22 protein-coding genes are annotated in these 22,131 nt (G+C 59.7%); 21 read left to right on the plus strand and 1 reads right to left on the minus strand.

Going from position 1 to position 22,131, the window contains the following annotated elements:
* The first annotated feature begins 4 nt into the window (after window positions 1–4).
* The 6 genes from rplK to rpoC all read left to right on the plus strand — a co-directional run bounded on the left by rplK (window position 5) and on the right by rpoC (window position 11,221).
* Window positions 5–436 (plus strand): 50S ribosomal protein L11, encoded by a 432-nt coding sequence (gene rplK / locus IB279_RS07230; protein ID WP_034795479.1) that lies wholly within the window; start codon window positions 5–7, stop codon window positions 434–436.
* 4 nt (window positions 437–440) lie between these two features.
* Entirely contained in the window at window positions 441–1,139 is a 699-nt protein-coding gene (gene rplA, locus IB279_RS07235) for a 50S ribosomal protein L1 (RefSeq protein ID WP_034795482.1), read from the plus strand.
* Window positions 1,140–1,469: 330 nt separating this feature from the next.
* Window positions 1,470–1,988 (plus strand): 50S ribosomal protein L10, encoded by a 519-nt coding sequence (gene rplJ, locus IB279_RS07240; RefSeq protein WP_034795485.1) that lies wholly within the window; start codon window positions 1,470–1,472, stop codon window positions 1,986–1,988.
* A 58-nt stretch (window positions 1,989–2,046) separates the two neighbouring features.
* Window positions 2,047–2,424: a 50S ribosomal protein L7/L12 gene (gene rplL, locus IB279_RS07245; protein ID WP_034795489.1), complete on the plus strand. Its 378-nt coding sequence runs from the start codon at window positions 2,047–2,049 to the stop codon at window positions 2,422–2,424.
* A 267-nt stretch (window positions 2,425–2,691) separates the two neighbouring features.
* A complete protein-coding gene (rpoB, locus tag IB279_RS07250) occupies window positions 2,692–6,831 on the plus strand; it encodes a DNA-directed RNA polymerase subunit beta (RefSeq protein ID WP_113188497.1) in 4,140 nt (1,379 codons plus the stop codon).
* Window positions 6,832–7,015: 184 nt separating this feature from the next.
* Entirely contained in the window at window positions 7,016–11,221 is a 4,206-nt protein-coding gene (rpoC, locus tag IB279_RS07255; RefSeq protein ID WP_192339132.1) for a DNA-directed RNA polymerase subunit beta', read from the plus strand.
* Between the two features lie 123 nt (window positions 11,222–11,344).
* Here the strand turns inward: rpoC and IB279_RS07260 are convergent, their stop codons facing one another.
* Entirely contained in the window at window positions 11,345–11,641 is a 297-nt protein-coding gene (locus IB279_RS07260; RefSeq protein ID WP_034795498.1) for a hypothetical protein, read from the minus strand.
* Window positions 11,642–12,208: 567 nt separating this feature from the next.
* Here IB279_RS07260 and rpsL point away from each other — a divergent pair.
* The 15 genes from rpsL to rpsQ all read left to right on the plus strand — a co-directional run bounded on the left by rpsL (window position 12,209) and on the right by rpsQ (window position 22,098).
* Window positions 12,209–12,580 (plus strand): 30S ribosomal protein S12, encoded by a 372-nt coding sequence (gene rpsL, locus IB279_RS07265; RefSeq protein ID WP_003507760.1) that lies wholly within the window; start codon window positions 12,209–12,211, stop codon window positions 12,578–12,580.
* Window positions 12,581–12,657: 77 nt separating this feature from the next.
* Window positions 12,658–13,128, plus strand: coding sequence for a 30S ribosomal protein S7 (rpsG, locus tag IB279_RS07270; protein ID WP_034795512.1), 471 nt, complete (start codon window positions 12,658–12,660; stop codon window positions 13,126–13,128).
* Window positions 13,129–13,161: 33 nt separating this feature from the next.
* Window positions 13,162–15,261, plus strand: coding sequence for an elongation factor G (gene fusA, locus IB279_RS07275; RefSeq protein WP_034795515.1), 2,100 nt, complete (start codon window positions 13,162–13,164; stop codon window positions 15,259–15,261).
* A gap of 70 nt (window positions 15,262–15,331) precedes the next feature.
* The gene (tuf, locus tag IB279_RS07280) at window positions 15,332–16,507 is read left to right on the plus strand and encodes an elongation factor Tu (protein ID WP_034795467.1); all 1,176 of its coding nucleotides are present in this window, start codon (window positions 15,332–15,334) and stop codon (window positions 16,505–16,507) included.
* Between the two features lie 320 nt (window positions 16,508–16,827).
* On the plus strand, window positions 16,828–17,136 hold the full coding sequence (gene rpsJ, locus IB279_RS07285) for a 30S ribosomal protein S10 (RefSeq protein ID WP_003507767.1): 309 nt from the start codon (window positions 16,828–16,830) through the stop codon (window positions 17,134–17,136).
* A gap of 139 nt (window positions 17,137–17,275) precedes the next feature.
* Window positions 17,276–17,962: a 50S ribosomal protein L3 gene (gene rplC, locus IB279_RS07290; protein WP_034795518.1), complete on the plus strand. Its 687-nt coding sequence runs from the start codon at window positions 17,276–17,278 to the stop codon at window positions 17,960–17,962.
* 12 nt (window positions 17,963–17,974) lie between these two features.
* Window positions 17,975–18,595: a 50S ribosomal protein L4 gene (rplD, locus tag IB279_RS07295; RefSeq protein ID WP_034795521.1), complete on the plus strand. Its 621-nt coding sequence runs from the start codon at window positions 17,975–17,977 to the stop codon at window positions 18,593–18,595.
* Entirely contained in the window at window positions 18,592–18,885 is a 294-nt protein-coding gene (locus IB279_RS07300) for a 50S ribosomal protein L23 (RefSeq protein WP_034795524.1), read from the plus strand. Before rplD ends, IB279_RS07300 begins: the two co-directional genes overlap by 4 nt.
* 43 nt (window positions 18,886–18,928) lie before the next feature.
* Window positions 18,929–19,765 carry a 50S ribosomal protein L2 gene (gene rplB / locus IB279_RS07305; protein ID WP_192339133.1) on the plus strand — a complete coding sequence of 279 codons (837 nt, stop codon included), beginning with the start codon at window positions 18,929–18,931 and terminating at the stop codon, window positions 19,763–19,765.
* 15 nt (window positions 19,766–19,780) lie between these two features.
* Window positions 19,781–20,059, plus strand: a complete 279-nt coding sequence (rpsS, locus tag IB279_RS07310) for a 30S ribosomal protein S19 (RefSeq protein WP_018239488.1) — start codon at window positions 19,781–19,783, stop codon at window positions 20,057–20,059.
* Between the two features lie 2 nt (window positions 20,060–20,061).
* Entirely contained in the window at window positions 20,062–20,451 is a 390-nt protein-coding gene (gene rplV, locus IB279_RS07315) for a 50S ribosomal protein L22 (RefSeq protein WP_034795534.1), read from the plus strand.
* Window positions 20,451–21,185 carry a 30S ribosomal protein S3 gene (gene rpsC / locus IB279_RS07320; RefSeq protein ID WP_034795537.1) on the plus strand — a complete coding sequence of 245 codons (735 nt, stop codon included), beginning with the start codon at window positions 20,451–20,453 and terminating at the stop codon, window positions 21,183–21,185. The genes rplV and rpsC overlap by 1 nt, the downstream gene beginning before the upstream one ends.
* Before the next feature lie 38 nt (window positions 21,186–21,223).
* Complete coding sequence (gene rplP / locus IB279_RS07325; protein ID WP_011975175.1) at window positions 21,224–21,637, plus strand: 50S ribosomal protein L16; 414 nt, start codon at window positions 21,224–21,226, stop codon at window positions 21,635–21,637.
* An 11-nt stretch (window positions 21,638–21,648) separates the two neighbouring features.
* Entirely contained in the window at window positions 21,649–21,849 is a 201-nt protein-coding gene (gene rpmC / locus IB279_RS07330; protein WP_034795543.1) for a 50S ribosomal protein L29, read from the plus strand.
* Window positions 21,850–21,861: 12 nt separating this feature from the next.
* Window positions 21,862–22,098, plus strand: coding sequence for a 30S ribosomal protein S17 (gene rpsQ, locus IB279_RS07335; RefSeq protein ID WP_034795546.1), 237 nt, complete (start codon window positions 21,862–21,864; stop codon window positions 22,096–22,098).
* The last annotated feature ends 33 nt before the right edge of the window (window positions 22,099–22,131 follow it).

Raw genomic sequence — 22,131 nt, forward strand, 5'->3', positions numbered from 1 at the left:
AGAAATGGCTAAGAAAGTTGCAGGCCAGCTCAAGCTGCAGGTGAAGGCTGGGGCGGCCAATCCGTCTCCGCCGATCGGTCCTGCGCTCGGTCAGCGTGGCATTAACATCATGGAATTCTGCAAGGCGTTCAATGCCGCCACGCAGGAAATGGAAAAGGGTATGCCGATCCCGGTCGTCATCACCTATTACCAGGACAAGTCCTTCACCTTCGTCATGAAGCAGCCGCCGGTCAGCTACTTCCTGAAGAAGGAAGCAAAGATCCAGTCCGGCTCGAAGACCCCCGGCAAGGGCGGTTCGGCTGGCAAGCTCACCAAGGCTCAGATCAAGTCGATCGCCGAAGCCAAGATGAAGGATCTCAATGCCGCCGATATCGAAGGCGCAATGGCCATGATCGAGGGCTCTGCCCGCGCTATGGGCCTGGAAGTGGTAGGCTAAGACCATGGCGAAGATTGCAAAGCGAGTACAGAAGTCCCGCGAGGGCGTTGACCCGACGAAGATCTACGGTCTTACCGAAGCCGTCTCGATGGTCAAGGAACGCGCAACTGCCAAGTTCGACGAAACCGTCGAAGTTGCGATGAACCTCGGCGTTGACCCGCGCCACGCTGACCAGATGGTCCGCGGCGTTGTCAACCTGCCGAACGGCACCGGCCGCTCGGTTCGCGTCGCCGTTTTCGCACGTGGCGCCAAGGCTGACGAAGCCAAGGCTGCTGGTGCTGACGTCGTTGGCGCAGAAGAGCTTGTCGAAATCGTCCAGGGCGGCAAGATCGATTTCGATCGCTGCATCGCCACCCCGGACATGATGCCGCTCGTCGGTCGCCTCGGTAAGGTTCTCGGCCCGCGTGGCATGATGCCGAACCCGAAGGTTGGCACGGTTACGATGGATGTCGCTGGTGCCGTCAAGGCTTCCAAGGGCGGCGCCGTTGAGTTCCGCGTCGAGAAGGCCGGTATCGTTCACGCTGGCATCGGCAAGGCGTCCTTCGACGCCAAGGCACTGGAAGAAAACATCCGTGCTTTCGCTGACGCAGTGATCAAGGCAAAGCCGACCGGCGCCAAGGGCAACTACGTCAAGCGCGTCGCGATTTCGTCGACCATGGGCCCGGGTCTCAAGATCGACCCGGCCACGCTCAGCGTCGCCTAAAGAATTTTCGGGCTTCGGCCCGAGAAAGAGTTTCCGGCCCTTCGGGGCCGGAAATCCGGATTTCGATCCGGAACTCCTGTCCGAGATTGCGGGTGGTTATACCTTAATCACTTCGGCCTGCATGAGACGGGTAAGATCTGAATTTCGCCATGACGCCGGAGGCGTCGAAATTCGGTTCGAACCTCGCTTGCCTTGTGTCAGACCCGGCTCTTCCGGGAACGCCAAGGGACAGGATCCTTAAGCGTTATCAGGGATCGAGCTCGATCTCGGGTGACAAAGGCAAACCCGATGGGGCTGCATTATTGCAACCCTGTCTACTGGAGACAGACAGTGGAAAGAGCGGAAAAACGCGAATTCGTCACGGAGCTGAACGAAGTCTTCAAGGCTTCCGGTTCGGTTGTCGTGGCCCACTATGCTGGTGTCACAGTTGCGCAGATGAACGACTTCCGTTCGAAGATGCGCGCTGCTGGCGGCACCGTCAAAGTCGCGAAAAACCGCCTGGCCAAGATCGCTCTTCAGGGCACCGAGTCGGAAGGGATGACCAATCTCTTCAAGGGTCAGACGCTGATCGCATACAGCGAAGACCCGATCACGGCTCCTAAGGTTGTCATGGATTTCGCCAAGACCAACGACAAGCTCGTTGTTCTCGGTGGCGCCATGGGCACGACCACGCTCAACGCCGAAGCAGTCAAGTCGCTTGCGACCCTGCCTTCGCTCGACGAGCTGCGCGCAAAGCTGCTGGGCCTTCTCAATGCCCCGGCAACCCGCGTCGCAACGGTTGTTCAGGCACCGGCAAGCCAGCTTGCTCGCGTGTTCTCGGCCTATGCCAAGAAGGACGAAGCCGCCTAAGGCGGATTTTCGCTGTTGTATTTAAAACCAGTTCGAACCGAACAAAAGGAAAAGTAAAATGGCTGATCTCGCAAAGATCGTTGAAGACCTCTCCTCGCTGACCGTTCTGGAAGCTGCTGAGCTTTCCAAGCTGCTCGAAGAGAAGTGGGGCGTTTCGGCTGCTGCTCCGGTAGCTGTCGCTGCTGCTGGCGGCGCTGCTGCTCCGGCTGCTGCTGAAGAAGAAAAGACCGAGTTTGACGTTATCCTCGTTGACGCTGGCGCCAACAAGATCAACGTCATCAAGGAAGTTCGCGGCATCACCGGCCTCGGCCTCAAGGAAGCCAAGGACCTGGTCGAAGGCGCTCCGAAGCCGGTTAAGGAAGCAGTTTCCAAGGCTGAAGCTGCTGACCTCAAGAAGAAGCTCGAAGACGCTGGCGCCAAGGTTGACGTCAAGTAATTCGGCTACATGCAAGGGGAGGTGGCCTTTTCAGGCCGCCTCTCTTTGACCGTTTTTAGAACATATTACCCAAAAGCCTGTCGAAAAACGGCTTTTGGGTAATGGGTTCTTCAAGAGGATGGTCTCGAACGGAAGGCAGCACAGCAATCCGCGCTGAGCGTTTTTCGTTGGTTGGACGAGATTGAACTACTCATTGATTGACGGGGTCGACTGGCCATCGGTTCCCGTCCGTTGCAGGCCCGGATGCAAGATTGACAAGGAGCGACGATGGCTCAGACCCTTTCGTTTAACGGTCGCAGGCGCGTACGCAAGTTTTTTGGTAAAATTCCAGAAGTCGCAGAAATGCCGAACCTCATCGAGGTTCAGAAGGCATCCTACGACCAGTTTCTGATGGTTGAAGAGCCCAAGGGCGGTCGCCCTGATGAAGGGCTCCAAGCTGTTTTCAAGTCCGTTTTCCCGATCAAGGACTTCTCGGGCGCATCGATGCTTGAATTCGTTTCGTACGAATTCGAGCCGCCGAAGTTCGACGTCGAAGAATGCCGTCAGCGCGATCTGACCTACGCAGCGCCGCTCAAGGTGACGCTGCGCCTCATCGTGTTCGATATCGACGAGGATACCGGCGCGAAGTCGATCAAGGACATCAAGGAACAGAACGTCTACATGGGCGACATGCCGCTCATGACCGACAACGGTACCTTCATCGTCAACGGCACCGAGCGCGTCATCGTTTCGCAGATGCACCGTTCGCCGGGCGTGTTCTTCGACCACGACAAGGGCAAGAGCCACTCGTCGGGCAAGCTGCTGTTTGCGGCCCGTGTCATTCCTTACCGCGGTTCCTGGCTCGACATCGAGTTCGATGCCAAGGATATCGTTCATGCCCGTATCGACCGTCGCCGCAAGATTCCGGTGACGTCGCTGTTGATGGCGCTCGGAATGGACGGCGAGGAAATCCTCGACACCTTCTACACGAAGTCGCTCTACCAGCGCGACGGCGAAGGCTGGCGCGTGCCGTTCCAGCCGGACGCCCTTAAGGGCCAGAAGGCCATCACCGAGATGGTCGACGCCGACAGCGGCGAAGTCGTTGTCGAAGCCGGCAAGAAGCTGACCCCGCGTCTGCTGCGCCAGCTGCAGGAAAAGGGCCTGAAGGCGCTCAAGGCGACCAATGATGACCTCTACGGCAACTACCTTGCCGAAGACGTCGTCAACTACAGCACCGGCGAGATCTATCTCGAAGCCGGCGACGAAATCGACGAGAAGACCCTTCCGGTCATCCTCTCGGCTGGTTTCGACGAGATCCCGGTTCTCGACATCGACCACATCAATGTCGGCGCCTACATCCGCAACACGCTGACCGTAGACAAGAACGAGAACCGTCAGGACGCCCTGTTCGACATCTACCGCGTCATGCGTCCGGGTGAACCGCCGACCATGGATTCCGCGGAAGCCATGTTCAACACGCTGTTCTTCGATGCCGAGCGCTACGACCTTTCGGCCGTCGGTCGCGTCAAGATGAACATGCGTCTCGACCTCGAAGTTGCCGACACCGTGCGCATCCTGCGCAAGGAAGACATCCTGGCTGTCGTCAAGATGCTCGTCGAGCTGCGTGACGGCAAGGGCGAGATCGACGACATCGACAACCTCGGCAACCGCCGTGTTCGTTCGGTTGGCGAACTCATGGAGAACCAGTACCGTCTCGGCCTGCTCCGCATGGAGCGCGCGATCAAGGAACGCATGTCCTCGATCGAAATCGACACGGTCATGCCGCAGGACCTGATCAACGCGAAGCCGGCTGCGGCCGCCGTTCGCGAGTTCTTCGGCTCCTCGCAGCTGTCGCAGTTCATGGACCAGGTGAACCCGCTTTCGGAAATCACCCACAAGCGCCGTCTTTCGGCTCTTGGCCCGGGTGGTCTGACCCGCGAGCGCGCCGGCTTCGAAGTCCGCGACGTTCACCCGACCCACTACGGCCGTATTTGCCCGATCGAAACGCCGGAAGGCCCGAACATCGGTCTGATCAACTCGCTTGCAACCTTTGCCCGCGTCAACAAGTACGGCTTCATCGAAAGCCCGTACCGCAAGATCGTTGACGGCAAGGTGACGAACGACGTCGTCTATCTCTCCGCAATGGAAGAGGCGAAGTACCACGTTGCCCAGGCAAACTCGGTTCTCGAGAACGATGGCTCGTTCGCTGAAGAGTTCGTTGTTTGCCGTCACGCCGGCGAAGTTATGCTGGCGCCGCGCGACAACATCAACCTGATGGACGTTTCGCCGAAGCAGCTCGTTTCGGTCGCAGCGGCGCTCATCCCGTTCCTCGAGAACGACGACGCCAACCGCGCACTGATGGGCTCGAACATGCAGCGTCAGGCCGTGCCGCTGCTGCGCGCCGAAGCACCGTTCGTCGGTACCGGCATGGAGCCGGTCGTTGCCCGTGACTCCGGCGCTGCTATTGCAGCCCGTCGTGGCGGTGTCGTCGACCAGGTTGACGCGACGCGTATCGTTATCCGCGCCACCGAAGACCTCGATCCGTCGAAGTCGGGCGTCGATATCTACCGTCTGCAGAAGTTCCAGCGCTCGAACCAGAACACCTGCGTCAACCAGCGCCCGCTGGTCACCGTCGGTGACATCCTGAACAAGGGTGACATCATCGCTGACGGTCCGTCGACCGACCTCGGTGACCTGGCTCTCGGCCGCAACGCGCTCGTCGCGTTCATGCCGTGGAACGGCTACAACTACGAAGACTCGATCCTGCTCTCCGAGCGGATCGTGCGCGACGACGTGTTCACCTCCATCCACATCGAAGAATTCGAAGTGATGGCGCGTGACACCAAGCTGGGTCCGGAAGAAATCACCCGCGACATTCCGAACGTTTCGGAAGAAGCGCTGCGCAACCTTGACGAAGCCGGTATCGTTTATATCGGTGCAGAGGTTCAGCCGGGTGACATCCTCGTCGGCAAGATCACGCCGAAGGGCGAAAGCCCGATGACGCCGGAAGAAAAGCTTCTGCGCGCCATCTTCGGTGAAAAGGCCTCCGACGTTCGCGACACCTCGATGCGCATGCCCCCGGGCACCTTCGGTACCGTCGTCGAAGTTCGCGTCTTCAACCGCCACGGCGTTGAGAAGGACGAGCGCGCGATGGCGATCGAGCGCGAGGAAATCGAACGCCTCGCCAAGGACCGCGACGACGAACAGGCGATCCTGGACCGCAACGTCTACGCCCGTCTCGTCGACATGCTGCGTGGCCACACGGCCGTTGCCGGCCCGAAGGGCTTCAAGAAGGGCACCGAGCTTTCGAACCTCGTCGTCAGCGAATACCCCCGCTCGCAGTGGTGGATGTTCGCCGTCGAAGACGAAAAGGCTCAGGGCGAGATCGAAGCTCTGCGCGCCCAGTACGACGAATCCAAGTCGCGCCTCGAACAGCGCTTCATGGACAAGGTCGAGAAGGTCCAGCGCGGCGACGAAATGCCTCCGGGCGTCATGAAGATGGTCAAGGTCTTCGTCGCTGTGAAGCGCAAGATCCAGCCGGGTGACAAGATGGCCGGCCGTCACGGCAACAAGGGCGTTGTGTCGCGTATCGTACCGATCGAAGACATGCCGTTCCTGGAAGACGGCACGCATGTCGACGTCGTTCTGAACCCGCTCGGCGTGCCTTCGCGCATGAACGTCGGCCAGATCCTCGAAACCCACCTTGGCTGGGCTTGCGCCGGCATGGGTCAGAAGATCGGCGCGATGCTCGACGCCTACAAGGCAGGTGCCGATATCCAGCCGCTGCGCGACACCATCGACAGCGTCATCGGGTCGGGCCCGAAGGGTGAGCCGATCAAGCAGTACGACGACGAGTCGATCGTGCGCCTGGCCGAGCAGACCCGTCGCGGCGTTTCGATCGCAACGCCGGTCTTCGACGGTGCTGTCGAAGCCGACGTCAACGAGATGCTGGAGCAGGCAGGTCTGAAGGTGACCGGTCAGTCGACGCTCTATGACGGCCGTACCGGCGATCAGTTCGACCGCCAGGTGACCGTGGGCTACATCTACATGTTGAAGCTCAACCACTTGGTCGACGACAAGATCCACGCCCGTTCGATCGGTCCGTACTCGCTCGTCACCCAGCAGCCGCTCGGTGGTAAGGCGCAGTTCGGCGGTCAGCGCTTCGGGGAAATGGAGGTCTGGGCGCTCGAAGCGTACGGCGCCGCCTACACCCTGCAGGAAATGCTGACGGTCAAGTCGGACGACGTTGCCGGTCGTACGAAGGTCTACGAAGCGATCGTCCGTGGCGACGATACCTTCGAAGCGGGCATTCCGGAGAGCTTCAACGTTCTCGTCAAGGAAATGCGCTCGCTGGGCCTTTCGGTCGAGCTGGAAAACTCGAAGGTCGACGAGGCTGGCGCGGCGCAGTTGCCCGACGCAGCCGAGTAAAGAGACCCAAGGTGCGTGCCGCTCATGCGGCGCGCACCGTTTCCGCCGGGAGACGCTGACGTCTCCGGCAGGAACGAAGCCGCAGCCAATGCGGTTTTAGCTGTTTATGGGGCAGGGGCCGGCGCCCGGGATTTGTCGGCACCCTCGCCAAGCTCAGGGCGTAAAGCCCGTAAAGGAGACAGGCATGAACCAAGAGGTCATGAATCTTTTCAATCCGCAGGTGCCTGCACAGACCTTCGATTCCATTCGGATTTCGATCGCCTCGCCGGAGAAGATTCTTTCCTGGTCTTACGGTGAGATCAAGAAGCCGGAGACGATCAACTACCGCACGTTCAAGCCGGAACGCGACGGTCTGTTCTGCGCGCGCATCTTTGGACCGATCAAGGACTACGAGTGCCTGTGCGGCAAGTACAAGCGCATGAAGTACAAGGGCATCATCTGCGAAAAGTGCGGCGTCGAAGTGACGTTGTCGCGCGTTCGCCGTGAGCGCATGGGCCACATCGAGCTCGCCGCTCCCGTTGCCCACATCTGGTTCCTGAAGTCGCTGCCGAGCCGCATTTCGACGCTGCTCGACATGACGCTGAAGGATGTCGAGCGCGTTCTGTACTTCGAAAACTACATCGTCACCGAGCCGGGTCTGACGTCGCTGAAGGAAAACCAGCTCCTCAGCGAAGAAGACTACATGCTCGCCGTCGACGAGTTCGGCGAAGACCAGTTCACCGCCATGATCGGCGCCGAAGCGATCTACGAAATGCTCGCTTCAATGAACCTGGAAAAGATCGCCGGCGACCTGCGCGCCGAGCTCGCTGAGACGACCTCGGATCTGAAGCAGAAGAAGCTGATGAAGCGGCTGAAGATCGTCGAGAACTTCATGGATTCCGGCAACCGCCCGGAATGGATGATCATGAAGGTCGTTCCGGTGATTCCCCCGGATCTGCGTCCGCTCGTGCCGCTCGACGGTGGCCGCTTCGCGACGTCGGATCTGAACGATCTCTATCGCCGCGTCATCAACCGTAACAACCGTCTGAAGCGCCTGATCGAACTGCGCGCCCCGGGCATCATCATCCGCAACGAAAAGCGCATGCTGCAGGAATCTGTCGATGCGCTGTTCGACAACGGCCGTCGTGGCCGCGTCATCACCGGCGCCAACAAGCGTCCGCTGAAGTCGCTGTCCGACATGCTCAAGGGCAAGCAGGGCCGCTTCCGTCAGAACCTGCTCGGCAAGCGCGTCGACTATTCCGGCCGTTCGGTCATCGTGACCGGCCCGGAGCTGAAGCTGCACCAGTGCGGCCTGCCGAAGAAGATGGCGCTCGAGCTGTTCAAGCCGTTCATCTACGCGCGTCTTGACGCCAAGGGCTTCTCGTCCACCGTCAAGCAGGCAAAGAAGCTCGTCGAAAAGGAAAAGCCGGAAGTCTGGGATATCCTCGACGAGGTCATCCGCGAGCACCCGGTTCTCCTGAACCGTGCGCCGACGCTGCACCGCCTGGGCATCCAGGCCTTCGAACCGACCCTGGTCGAAGGCAAGGCGATCCAGCTGCACCCGCTCGTCTGCACGGCCTTCAACGCCGACTTCGACGGTGACCAGATGGCCGTTCACGTGCCGCTGTCGCTCGAAGCTCAGCTCGAAGCCCGCGTGCTGATGATGTCGACCAACAACATTCTGCACCCGGCAAACGGCGCGCCGATCATCGTTCCGTCGCAGGACATGGTTCTCGGTCTCTACTACTTGTCGATCCTGAACCAGAACGAGCCGGGCGAAGGCATGGCGTTCTCGGACATGGGCGAGCTGCACCACGCGCTCGAAACCAAGGCCGTGACGCTGCACGCCAAGATCCGTGGCCGCTTCAAGACCGTCGACGCCGAGGGCAACCCGGTTACGAAGATCTATGAAACCACGCCTGGCCGCATGATCATCGGCGAGCTGCTGCCGCGCAACGTCAACGTGCCGTTCGACACCTGCAACCAGGAAATGACCAAGAAGAACATCTCCAAGATGATCGACACGGTCTACCGTCATTGCGGCCAGAAGGACACGGTCATCTTCTGCGACCGCATCATGCAGCTCGGCTTCGCCCATGCCTGCCGCGCCGGCATTTCGTTCGGCAAGGACGACATGGTCATTCCGGACACCAAGGTGAAGATCGTCGGCGACACTGAAGCGCTCGTGAAGGAATACGAGCAGCAGTACAATGACGGCCTCATCACCCAGGGCGAAAAGTACAACAAGGTTGTCGACGCCTGGGGCAAGGCGACCGAAAAGGTCGCCGAAGAAATGATGGCCCGCATCAAGGCGGTCGAGTTCGACGACAATGGTCGCCAGAAGCCGATGAACTCGATCTACATGATGTCGCACTCGGGTGCTCGTGGTTCTCCGAACCAGATGCGCCAGCTGGGCGGCATGCGTGGCCTCATGGCCAAGCCGTCGGGCGAAATCATCGAGACGCCGATCATCTCGAACTTCAAGGAAGGCCTGACCGTTAACGAGTACTTCAACTCGACCCACGGTGCCCGTAAGGGTCTGGCAGACACCGCCTTGAAGACCGCGAACTCCGGTTACCTGACCCGCCGTCTCGTCGACGTCGCGCAGGATTGCATCGTCAACTCCGTCGATTGCGGCACCGACAAGGGCCTCACCATGACGGCGATCGTCGATGCCGGTCAGGTCGTGGCTTCGCTTGGCGCTCGTATTCTCGGCCGTACGGCTCTGGACGACATCGATCACCCGGTCACGGGCGCTCGCATCGTCGACGCCGGCCGGATGATCCTTGAACCGGATGTCATCGAGATCGAGAAGGCCGGTATTCAGTCGATCCGCATCCGCTCGGCGCTGACCTGCGAAATCCAGACGGGCGTTTGCGGCGTCTGCTACGGCCGCGACCTGGCTCGTGGTACGCCGGTCAACATGGGCGAAGCGGTTGGCGTTATCGCCGCACAGTCGATCGGTGAACCGGGCACCCAGCTCACCATGCGTACCTTCCACTTGGGTGGTACGGCGACCGTGGTTGACCAGTCGTTCCTGGAAGCGTCCTACGAAGGTACGGTCCAGATCAAGAACCGCAACATGCTGCGCAACTCTGACGGCGTTCTCGTCGCCATGGGTCGTAACATGGCCGTCCAGATCCTGGATGAACGTGGCGTCGAGCGGTCCTCGCAGCGCGTTGCCTACGGTTCGAAGATCTTCGTCGACGACGGCGACAAGGTGAAGCGCGGTCAGCGTCTCGCCGAATGGGACCCCTACACCCGTCCGATGATGACGGAAGTGGAAGGTACCGTTCACTTCGAAGACGTCGTCGACGGCATCTCGGTTCTGGAAGCGACCGACGAGTCCACCGGCATCACCAAGCGTCAGGTTATCGATTGGCGTTCGACGCCGCGCGGTACGGACCTGAAGCCGGCGATCGTCATCAAGGACAAGAACGGCGCAGTCATGAAGCTGTCGCGTGGTGGCGACGCCCGCTTCATGCTTTCGGTTGACGCCATTCTGTCGGTCGAACCGGGCACGAAGGTTTCGCAGGGTGACGTGCTTGCACGTTCGCCGCTCGAAAGCGCCAAGACCAAGGACATCACCGGTGGTCTGCCGCGCGTTGCCGAACTGTTCGAAGCACGTCGTCCGAAGGATCACGCCATCATCGCCGAGATCGATGGTACGATCCGCTTCGGCCGCGACTACAAGAACAAGCGTCGCGTTCTGATCGAGCCGGCGGAAGACGGTGTCGAGCCGGTCGAATACCTGATCCCGAAGGGCAAGCCCTTCCATCTTCAGGATGGCGACTACATCGAAAAGGGCGACTACATCCTCGACGGCAACCCGGCGCCGCACGACATCCTGGCGATCAAGGGCGTGGAAGCACTTGCTTCCTACCTGGTCAACGAAATCCAGGAAGTCTACCGACTGCAGGGCGTTGTCATCAACGACAAGCACATCGAGGTGATCGTCCGTCAGATGCTGCAGAAGGTTGAAATCACCGACGCCGGTGACTCGACCTACATCGTCGGCGACAACGTCGACCGCATCGAGCTCGAAGACGTCAACGACGGCCTGATCGAACAGGGCAAGAAGCCGGCTTACGGCGATCCGGTCCTGCTCGGCATCACCAAGGCCTCGCTGCAGACGCCGTCGTTCATCTCGGCAGCGTCGTTCCAGGAGACCACGAAGGTCCTGACGGAAGCCGCAATCGCCGGCAAGACCGACGGCCTGCAGGGTCTGAAGGAAAACGTCATCGTCGGCCGTCTGATCCCGGCCGGTACCGGCGGCACGATGACCCAGATCCGTCGCATCGCAACCGCGCGCGACGAAATGATCCTGGAAGAGCGTCGTCGCGGCACCGGTGCAGACGTGGCAACGCCGATGCTCGCCGATCTCGCAAGCGAGAACGCGGCAGCCGAATAATGGGGGAGGGCGTGTTCGCCCTCCAACCTCACAAAAGAAGAAGCCGCCGAGAGCGATCTCGGCGGCTTCTTCTTTTGCAAATACGGTCTTGGGAGCTGGTGCGATGGGCTGTCTTGCAGCGTCTCAGCTGAAGCGGATGATTGCGACTTCGCCTTCGAGCGCACCCTGATAGGCGGACGCGTGCGGCTCTTCGCTCGGAACGTCGGTCAATGTGCCGATCTGGTCCAGGTCGGCCTCGAGAAAACCTTCTTCTGCAAGCGCGTTGAGCGCTTCGCGTACCGCGGTATCGTCGTCGGGCGCCTTCAGCATTACGTGAATGTCCACGCCGTCCTCATCGCCGTCGGTCTCGTAGGCCTTGCCGATGATGATGAACACCATCGGCTCGTCCGGGGCATTGTCGTTGTCTGGGGTGACGGCCATTTTGTTTCCTTTCGAATGGGTTTGGTGCGACCTTAGCTTCCTTTTTGAATCAGCGCGATGGAAATGCAATGCCGCGCGGACGCTTCCGTTGAGAGCGAGTCGATCATCGTGGAAAACCCCCACAAAGTGGTTGCCGATTCCTTAATCCCGTCAGACACTCCGGGCACAGAAGGGCAGATGAGGCGGGCGCCAGGCGCCAAACCATGTGCAAAAGCCTTGTTTTTCAGGCATGCCGGGCGCACGCGTCCGGGAATATTTCTTAATTGCCCTTGACTGTTCGCCTTGAAATCAGTACACCCCGCCGCATCGGAGCCCATGTGAGGCTGGCTGGTTCGGAACGTCGCGTTCTGAAGTTCGCCTCAAACAAGGTTCGAAACGCACGCTGACGACTACAATGCTGCACGCACGACGCACGAAATAGTGCGTCCTCTGCTTTATTTGGGGCCATCTGCGGAAAAGGCGGATCGGCCCTTGTTTTGCGCATTTCATGAGGCGTTCGAAACTGCCGGCGACGGCAACGATCCGCCCGCAAGGGTAATGTGACAAGATTTTGCAAGGGATGGGTATATGCCTACCGTAAACCAGCTGATCCGTAAGCCTCGTCAGGCACAGGTAAAGCGCAACAAGGTTCCTGCTCTGCAGGAAAACCCGCAGAAGCGTGGCGTTTGCACCCGCGTTTACACGACGACCCCGAAGAAGCCGAACTCGGCTCTGCGTAAGGTTGCCAAGATTCGTCTGACGAACGGCTTCGAAGTCATCGGCTACATTCCGGGTGAAGGCCACAACCTTCAGGAACACTCGGTCGTGATGATCCGTGGCGGCCGCGTTAAGGACCTTCCGGGTGTTCGTTATCACATCATCCGCGGTGTTCTCGATACCCAGGGCGTCAAGAACCGCAAGCAGCGCCGTTCGAAGTACGGTGCGAAGCGTCCGAAGTAATTCGGTTTTGAAAATCCCGGCGCTGCGCGAGGTCCTCCGCGTGGTAGAGCGCTAAATAGTTTGAAGAGACGAGAAGTATGTCCAGACGTCATAGAGCAGAAAAGCGTGAGATCAACCCGGATCCGAAGTTCGGTGATCTGGTTGTCACGAAGTTCATGAATGCGATCATGCTGCACGGCAAGAAGTCGGTCGCTGAAACCATCGTTTACGGTGCGTTCGATGCGGTTCAGGCCAAGCTGAAGCAGGAGCCGATCGCTGTATTCCATTCCGCGCTCGACAACATCGCGCCGCACGTTGAAGTGCGTTCGCGTCGCGTTGGTGGTGCAACCTACCAGGTTCCGGTCGACGTTCGTCCGGAGCGTCGCCAGGCTCTCGCCATCCGTTGGCTGATCACGGCTGCACGCAAGCGCAACGAAACGACCATGGTTGATCGCCTCTGCGGCGAACTCATGGACGCAGCGAACAACCGTGGTAGCGCCGTGAAGAAGCGCGAAGACACGCACAAGATGGCTGATGCCAACCGTGCGTTCTCGCACTATCGCTGGTAATTCTGGCGCGAACGTCTCAAGAGGCAGTCCACTATGGCACGCGAATACAAAATCGAAGATTACCGTAACTTCGGTATCATGGCGCACATCGACGCCGGCAAGACCACGACGACCGAGCGCATCCTCTACTACACCGGCAAGTCCCACAAGATCGGCGAAGTCCACGACGGCGCCGCTACCATGGACTGGATGGAGCAGGAACAGGAACGCGGCATCACGATCACGTCTGCTGCGACGACCACCTTCTGGAAGGGTCGTGACGGCAAGGCTCGCCGCTTCAACATCATCGACACCCCCGGCCACGTTGACTTCACCATCGAAGTCGAGCGTTCGCTGCGCGTTCTCGACGGCGCCATCGCGCTGCTCGACGCCAACGCCGGTGTTGAGCCGCAGACGGAAACCGTCTGGCGTCAGGCGGAAAAGTACAACGTTCCGCGCATGATCTTCTGCAACAAGATGGACAAGACCGGCGCGGACTTCTACCGCTCGGTCGAGATGATCAAGACCCGTCTGGGCGCGATCGCCGTCGTCATGCAGCTGCCGATCGGCGCTGAAACCGAGTTCAAGGGTGTTATCGACCTGGTCGAGATGAACGCTCTCGTCTGGCGCGACGAATCGCTCGGCGCCCAGTGGGACGTCGTCGAGATTCCGGACGACATGAAGGACAAGGCCGAAGAATATCGCGAGAAGCTGATCGAGACCGTTGTCGAGATCGACGAAGCCGCGATGGAAGCCTACCTCGAAGGCAACATGCCCTCGAACGACAAGATCCGCGAACTCGTTCGCCGCGGCACCATCGACGTGAAGTTCCACCCGATGTTCTGCGGTACCGCGTTCAAGAACAAGGGCGTTCAGCCGCTTCTCGACGCGGTTGTCGATTACCTGCCGTCGCCGCTCGACATTCCGGCGATCAAGGGCATCGACGCCAAGACCGAAGCCGAGATCGAGCGTCACGCTGACGACGCCGAGCCGCTTTCGATGCTCGCGTTCAAGATCATGAACGACCCCTTCGTCGGTTCGCTGACCTTCGCACGCATCTACTCGGGCAAGCTCGAAAAGGGCTCGTCTGTCATGAACACGGTCAAGGACAAGCGCGAGCGCGTCGGCCGTATGCTGCAGATGCACTCGAACTCGCGTGAAGACATCGAAGAAGCCTTCGCAGGCGACATCGTTGCTCTTGCCGGTCTCAAGGAAACCACCACGGGTGACACGCTTTGCGATCCGCTGAAGCCGGTTATCCTCGAGCGCATGGAATTCCCGGAGCCGGTCATCCAGATCGCGATCGAGCCGAAGTCCAAGGGCGACCAGGAAAAGATGGGCCTCGCGCTCAACCGCCTGGCAGCTGAAGACCCGTCGTTCCGCGTCAAGACCGACCAGGAATCCGGCCAGACGATTATTGCTGGCATGGGCGAACTTCACCTCGACATCATCGTCGACCGTATGCGTCGCGAGTTCAAGGTTGAAGCCAACGTCGGTGCTCCGCAGGTTGCCTACCGCGAAACCATCACGCGTCAGCACGAAGAAGACTACACGCACAAGAAGCAGTCCGGTGGTACCGGTCAGTTCGCGCGCGTCAAGATCGTGTTCGAACCGAACCCGGATGGCGAAGATTTCGTCTTCGAATCCAAGATCGTCGGTGGTGCTGTTCCGAAGGAATACATCCCGGGCGTTCAGAAGGGTATCGAAAGCGTTCTGTCTTCGGGTCCGCTCGCTGGCTTCCCGATGCTCGGCGTCAAGGCGACGCTCATCGACGGTGCATTCCACGACGTCGACTCGTCGGTTCTCGCCTTCGAAATCGCATCGCGTGCTTGCTTCCGCGAAGCGGCCAAGAAGGCTGGTGCACAGCTTCTCGAGCCGATGATGAAGGTCGAAGTCGTAACGCCGGAAGACTACGTCGGCGACGTTATCGGCGACCTGAACTCCCGCCGTGGCCAGATCCAGGGCCAGGAATCGCGTGGCGTTGCCGTTGTGATCAACGCAAACGTTCCGCTGGCGAACATGTTCAAGTACGTCGACAACCTGCGCTCCATGTCTCAGGGCCGTGCGCAGTACACGATGACCTTCGATCACTACGCGCCGGTTCCGTCGAACGTCGCGCAGGAAATCCAGGCGAAGTATTCCGGTCAGAAGTGACCGGAATACCAAGACGCTGACAGAAGTTAAAAGTTTTCCCCGGTAGGGGATAGAAAACGGAGAGCCGGAAATGGCAAAGAGCAAATTTGAGCGCAACAAGCCGCACGTTAACATTGGCACGATTGGCCACGTTGACCATGGCAAGACGTCGCTGACCGCAGCGATCACGAAGTACTTCGGCGAGTTCAAGGCGTACGACCAGATCGACGCTGCTCCGGAAGAAAAGGCCCGTGGTATCACGATTTCGACGGCGCACGTTGAGTATGAGACGCCGAACCGTCACTACGCTCACGTTGACTGCCCCGGCCACGCCGACTACGTCAAGAACATGATCACCGGTGCAGCGCAGATGGACGGCGCGATCCTGGTTTGCTCGGCTGCTGACGGCCCGATGCCGCAGACCCGCGAGCACATCCTGCTCGCTCGTCAGGTTGGCGTTCCGGCAATCGTCGTGTTCCTCAACAAGGTCGACCAGGTTGACGACGCCGAGCTTCTCGAGCTCGTCGAGCTGGAAGTTCGCGAACTTCTGTCGTCCTACGAATTCCCGGGCGACGACATTCCGATCATCAAGGGCTCGGCTCTTGCTGCTCTGGAAGATTCGGACAAGAAGATCGGCGAAGACGCGATCCGCGAGCTGATGGCAGCTGTTGACGCCTACATCCCGACGCCTGAGCGTCCGATCGACCAGCCGTTCCTGATGCCGATCGAAGACGTGTTCTCGATCTCGGGCCGTGGTACGGTTGTGACCGGTCGCGTTGAGCGCGGCATCGTCAAGGTCGGCGAAGAAGTCGAAATCGTCGGCATCCGCGACACGTCGAAGACGACGGTTACGGGCGTTGAAATGTTCCGCAAGCTGCTCGACCAGGGCCAGGCCGGCGACAACATCGGCGCGCTGATCCGTGGTGTTAACCGTGACGGCGTCGAGCGTGGCCAGATCCTGTGCAAGCCGGGTTCGGTCAAGCCGCACAAGAAGTTCATGGCTGAAGCCTACATCCTGACGAAGGAAGAAGGCGGCCGTCATACGCCGTTCTTCACCAACTACCGTCCGCAGTTCTACTTCCGCACGACGGACGTGACGGGCATCGTGACGCTGCCGGAAGGCACGGAAATGGTTATGCCGGGCGACAACGTCACCGTTGCCGTTGAGCTGATCGTTCCGATCGCGATGGAAGAAAAGCTGCGCTTCGCAATCCGCGAAGGCGGCCGTACCGTCGGCGCAGGCATCGTTGCCTCGATCGTCGAGTAATCGACGAGACTGAGGGCGGGAAGACACAAGGCGCATGTGCTATGCGCCTTGGACATACCCGCCCCGAAAGATTTAGTTGGTCGCACGGCTTGCCGAAGACGACGAAATAGTGCAAATGGCGCCCACGCGTGATTTGCACGGTGCTTCGACGTTGTGCGCTCACAGAAAGACAGGCCGGCCACGGCCGCTCAAATAGGAAGGGGCAGGGGAAACCCTGTCCCTCCGATCTTTGAAAAGTTAGCGGACTGGCCGAAATTAAACGAAGTTCACTGCGTGTTTTTCCACGGAAACCGCAAGTAACCTGAACAAGGATAAGTCGTATGAACGGCCAGAACATCCGCATCCGCCTCAAGGCGTTTGATCACCGGATCCTCGACGCCTCGACGCGCGAAATCGTGTCGACTGCAAAGCGTACCGGTGCAAGCGTGCGCGGTCCCGTACCGCTGCCGACGCGCATTGAAAAGTTTACGGTCAACCGCTCGCCGCACGTCGACAAGAAGAGCCGTGAACAGTTCGAAATGCGCACCCACAAGCGCCTTCTCGATATCGTAGACCCGACCCCGCAGACCGTTGACGCGCTGATGAAGCTCGACCTGGCTGCCGGCGTCGACGTGGAAATCAAGCTTTAATAAACAAGGAAGGTACGTGGACCTCGGTCCAACGGCTTCCAAAAACGGGCGACCTCAAGATCGGATGATCTCGAGGAAACCTTAAACCAGAGATGTGAAGGGGCTTGCTCCGTCACTAACTCTCAAGAGGAATGAACCAATGCGTTCAGGTGTGATTGCACAGAAAGTGGGAATGACCCGCGTCTATAACGACGCCGGTGAGCATATCCCGGTTACAGTTTTGAAGCTGGAAAGCTGCCAGGTGGTTGCCCAGCGTACGGAAGAAAAGAACGGCTACGTTGCTGTCCAGCTCGGTGCTGGCCGCTCCAAGGTCAAGAACACGCCGAAGGCGATGCGCGGCCACTTTGCTGCTGCCAACGTCGAGCCGAAGGCGAAGCTCGTCGAGTTCCGCGTTTCCGCGGACAACCTGATCGACATCGGTGCAGAACTGACGGCGAACCATTTCGTCGCCGGTCAGCTCGTCGACGTCACCGGTACCACGATCGGTAAGGGCTTTGCCGGCGCCATCAAGCGCCACAACTTCGGCGGTCTGCGTGCAACGCACGGCGTTTCCGTATCGCACCGTTCGCATGGTTCTACCGGTTCCAACCAGGACCCGGGCCGCGTTTGGAAGGGCAAGCGCATGGCTGGTCACATGGGCCAGACGCGCGTCACCACTCAGAACCTCGAAGTCGTATCGACCGATGAAGACCGCGGTCTGATCCTGGTCAAGGGCGCTGTCCCCGGCTCCAAGGGTGCCTGGATCGTCGTTCGTGACGCCATCAAGTCGGGCACCCCGGAAGGCGCTCCGCGTCCGGCCGCTGTGCGCGCCGAAGCATCGAAGTAAGGGAGCCGAATAATGGATCTCAACGTCAAAACCCTCGAGGGCAAGGACGCAGGAAAGGTTTCTCTTTCTGACGCCATTTTCGGCCTCGAACCCCGTGAAGACATCATTGCCCGCGTCGTTCGCTGGCAGCTCGCCAAGAAGCAGCAGGGCACGCACAAGGCCAAGGGCCGCGCTGAAGTGTCCCGCACCGGCGCCAAGATGTACAAGCAGAAGGGTACGGGCCGCGCCCGCCACCACTCCGCTCGTGCTCCGCAGTTCCGCGGCGGTGGCAAGGCTCATGGCCCGGTTGTTCGCAGCCACGCCCATGACCTGCCGAAGAAGGTTCGCGCCCTCGGCCTGCGCCATGCGCTCTCGGCCAAGCTGAAGGCTGAAGAGATCATCGTCATCGACGATCTCGTTGCCAAGGAAGCCAAGACGAAGGCTCTCGCCGGCGTATTCGCGTCGCTCGGCCTCACCAACGCTCTCATCATCGGCGGCGCCGAGATCGAGAACAACTTCAAGCTCGCAGCCCAGAACATCCCGAACGTGGACGTTCTGCCGGTTCAGGGCATCAACGTTTACGACATTCTGCGCCGTGGCAAGCTCGTGCTTTCCAAGGCTGCCGTGGAAGCTCTGGAGGAGCGGTTCAAATGACGGATCTTCGCCACTACGACGTGATCGTGTCCCCCTCGATCACTGAAAAGTCGACGCTGGTTTCCGAACAGAACCAGGTCGTCTTCAACGTCGCCAAGGACGCTTCGAAGCCTGAAATCAAGGCTGCAGTCGAAGCTCTGTTCGGCGTCAAGGTTACGGCCGTGAACACGCTGGTCCGCAAGGGCAAGACGAAGCGTTTCCGCGGCTTTGCCGGAAAGCAGAAGGACGTGAAGAAGGCGGTCATTACGCTCGCCGACGGTCAGTCCATCGACGTCTCCACCGGTCTCTAACGGATAGGCCCATTAGGGTAAAAACCCAAAAGGGAACAAGAAAATGGCATTGAAAAGTTTCAATCCGACGACCCCGAGCCAGCGCCAGCTGGTCATCGTTGACCGGTCCGGCCTCTACAAGGGCAAGCCGGTGAAGGCGCTGACCGAGGGCCTGTCCTCCAAGGGCGGTCGCAACAACCTCGGTCGCATCACCGTTCGCTTCCAGGGCGGCGGTCACAAGCGCACCTATCGTCTGGTGGACTTCAAGCGTCGCAAGTTCGACGTTGAAGGCACGGTCGAGCGTCTGGAATACGACCCGAACCGCACCGCGTTCATCGCGCTCGTCAACTACGCCGACGGCGAAAAGGCCTACATCCTCGCTCCGCAGCGCCTTGCTGCTGGCGACAAGGTCATCGCTTCGGAAAAGGCCGTTGACGTGAAGCCCGGCAACACGATGCCGCTGCAGTACATCCCGGTCGGCTCCATCATCCACAACGTGGAAATGAAGCCGGGCAAGGGCGGCCAGATGGCTCGCTCCGCCGGTACCTACGCACAGCTCGTTGGCCGCGACCAGGGCATGGCGATCCTTCGCCTGAACTCTGGTGAACAGCGCCTGGTGCATGGTTCCTGCCTCGCCTCGATCGGCGCCGTGTCGAACCCCGACCACGGCAACATCAATGACGGTAAGGCTGGTCGTTCGCGTTGGCGTGGCAAGAGGCCGCACGTTCGCGGTGTCGTCATGAACCCGGTTGACCACCCGCACGGCGGTGGTGAAGGCCGTACCTCGGGTGGTCGTCACCCGGTTACCCCGTGGGGCAAGCCCACGAAGGGTAAGCGTACGCGCTCGAACAAGTCGACCGACAAGTTCATCATGCGCTCGCGCCACCAGAAGAAGAAGTAAGAGAGGAAGTCTCGAATGACTCGTTCAGTATGGAAAGGTCCGTTCGTTGACGGTTATCTTCTCAAGAAGGCTGAGAAGGTCCGCGAAGGCGGTCGCAACGAAGTGATCAAGATCTGGAGCCGCCGCTCCACGATCCTTCCGCAGTTTGTCGGTCTCACCTTCGGCGTCTACAACGGCAGCAAGCACGTTCCGGTCAGCGTCAACGAAGACATGGTCGGCCACAAGTTTGGTGAATTCTCTCCGACCCGGACCTACTACGGTCACGGTGCGGACAAGAAGGCAAAGAGGAAGTAACAATGGGCAAGGCAAAAGCCGAACGCCGGCTGAAGGATAATGAGGCGCAGGCAGTTGCGCGCACGATCCGCGTCAGCCCCCAGAAGCTCAACCTGGTTGCCGCGATGATCCGCGGCAAGAAGGTCGATCGCGCTCTGGCCGAACTGGAATTCTCCCGCAAGCGCATTGCAGAGACGGTCAAGAAGACCCTTGAATCTGCCATCGCAAACGCGGAGAACAACCACGATCTCGACGTCGATTCGCTCGTCGTTGCAGAAGCTTACGTTGGCAAGTCGATTGTCATGAAGCGCTTCCACGCTCGTGGTCGCGGCCGTGCATCGCGTGTCGAAAAGCCGTTCTCGCACTTGACGATCGTCGTCCGTGAAGTGGAAGCCAAAGGGGAGGCCGCATAATGGGTCAGAAGATTAATCCGATCGGCTTCCGTCTCGGTATCAACCGGACCTGGGACAGCCGCTGGTTCGCGGACAACGCCGAATACGGCCAGCTTCTTCACGAAGACCTGAAGATCCGCGCTTACCTGATGGAAGAACTGAAGGCTGCCGGCATCGCCAAGGTGGTAATCGAGCGTCCGCACAAGAAGTGCCGCGTCACGATTCACTCCGCTCGTCCGGGCCTGATCATCGGCAAGAAGGGCGCTGACATCGAGAAGCTCCGCAAGAAGCTTTCCGAGATGACCAGCTCCGAAACGCACCTCAACATCGTTGAAGTGCGTAAGCCGGAAGTCGACGCGACCCTCGTCGCTCAGTCGATTGCCCAGCAGCTCGAGCGCCGCGTGGCTTTCCGCCGTGCGATGAAGCGCGCTGTTCAGTCGGCCATGCGTCTTGGCGCCGAAGGCATCAAGATCACCTGCGCCGGCCGCCTCGGTGGCGCCGAAATCGCTCGTACCGAATGGTACCGCGAAGGTCGCGTTCCGCTGCACACGCTGCGTGCGGACATCGACTACGGCACGGCTGAAGCGGAAACCGCTTTCGGTATCTGCGGCATCAAGGTCTGGATCTTCAAGGGCGAAATCCTTGAGCACGATCCGATGGCTTCGGAGCGTCGCGCGATCGAAAGTGACAACCAGGGCCCGGCAGGCCGTGATCGCGACCGTGGCGATCGTGACCGCCGTCGTGAAAACGCGTAACATTCGCGTTTGGCAGCCAATATCGGAGAAGTAAAAAAATGTTGCAGCCAAAGCGTACGAAGTATCGCAAGCAGTTCAAGGGCCGCATCAAGGGCGTAGCCAAGGGCGGATCTGATCTCGCTTTCGGCGAATTCGGCCTTAAGGCTCAGGAACCCAACCGCGTGAATGCACGCGAGATCGAAGCGGCCCGCCGCGCGATCACGCGTCACATGAAGCGCGCCGGCCGCGTCTGGATCCGTGTGTTCCCTGACGTTCCGGTCACCGCCAAGCCGACGGAAGTCCGCATGGGTAAGGGTAAGGGTTCGGTCGAATACTGGGCATGCAAGGTCAAGCCCGGCCGAATGATGTTTGAGATCGATGGTGTCAGCGAAGAACTTGCCCGTGAGGCACTTCGTCTTGGCGCTGCCAAGCTCTCTGTCAAGACGCGCTTCGTGCAGCGTATCGCAGAGTAAGGAGTGAACTCATGAAAGCCGTAGATGTTCGCGCTCTCAGCGCCGATCAACTCAACGAAGAGCTCGCCAAGCTGAAGAAGGAGCAGTTCAACCTGCGCTTCCAGAAGGCAACCGGCCAGCTCGAGAAGTCTTCGCGTATCAACGAAGTCCGCAAGGACATCGCACGCGTCAAAACCATTGCCCGCCAGAAGGCGGCAGAAGCCAAGGCCTAAGGACCAGAAAATATGCCGAAACGCATTCTGCAGGGCACTGTTGTCAGCGACAAGAACGACAAGACCGTCGTCGTACGGGTCGAGCGCCGCTTTGCGCATCCGATCCTCCAGAAGACCGTCCGTCGCTCCAAGAAGTACAAGGCGCATGACGAAAACAACCAGTACAAGGTTGGTGACGTCGTTTCCATCGAGGAATGTGCGCCGATCTCGAAGGATAAGCGCTGGACGGTAGTCGCCGCCCACGCTTGATTTCAGCAGGTTTTGACGCCAAGACCCTTGCGT

Origin of the sequence: Ensifer sp. ENS06 (assembly GCF_014852205.1) — a bacterium.
Taxonomy (GTDB): Bacteria; Pseudomonadota; Alphaproteobacteria; order Rhizobiales; family Rhizobiaceae; genus Ensifer; species Ensifer adhaerens.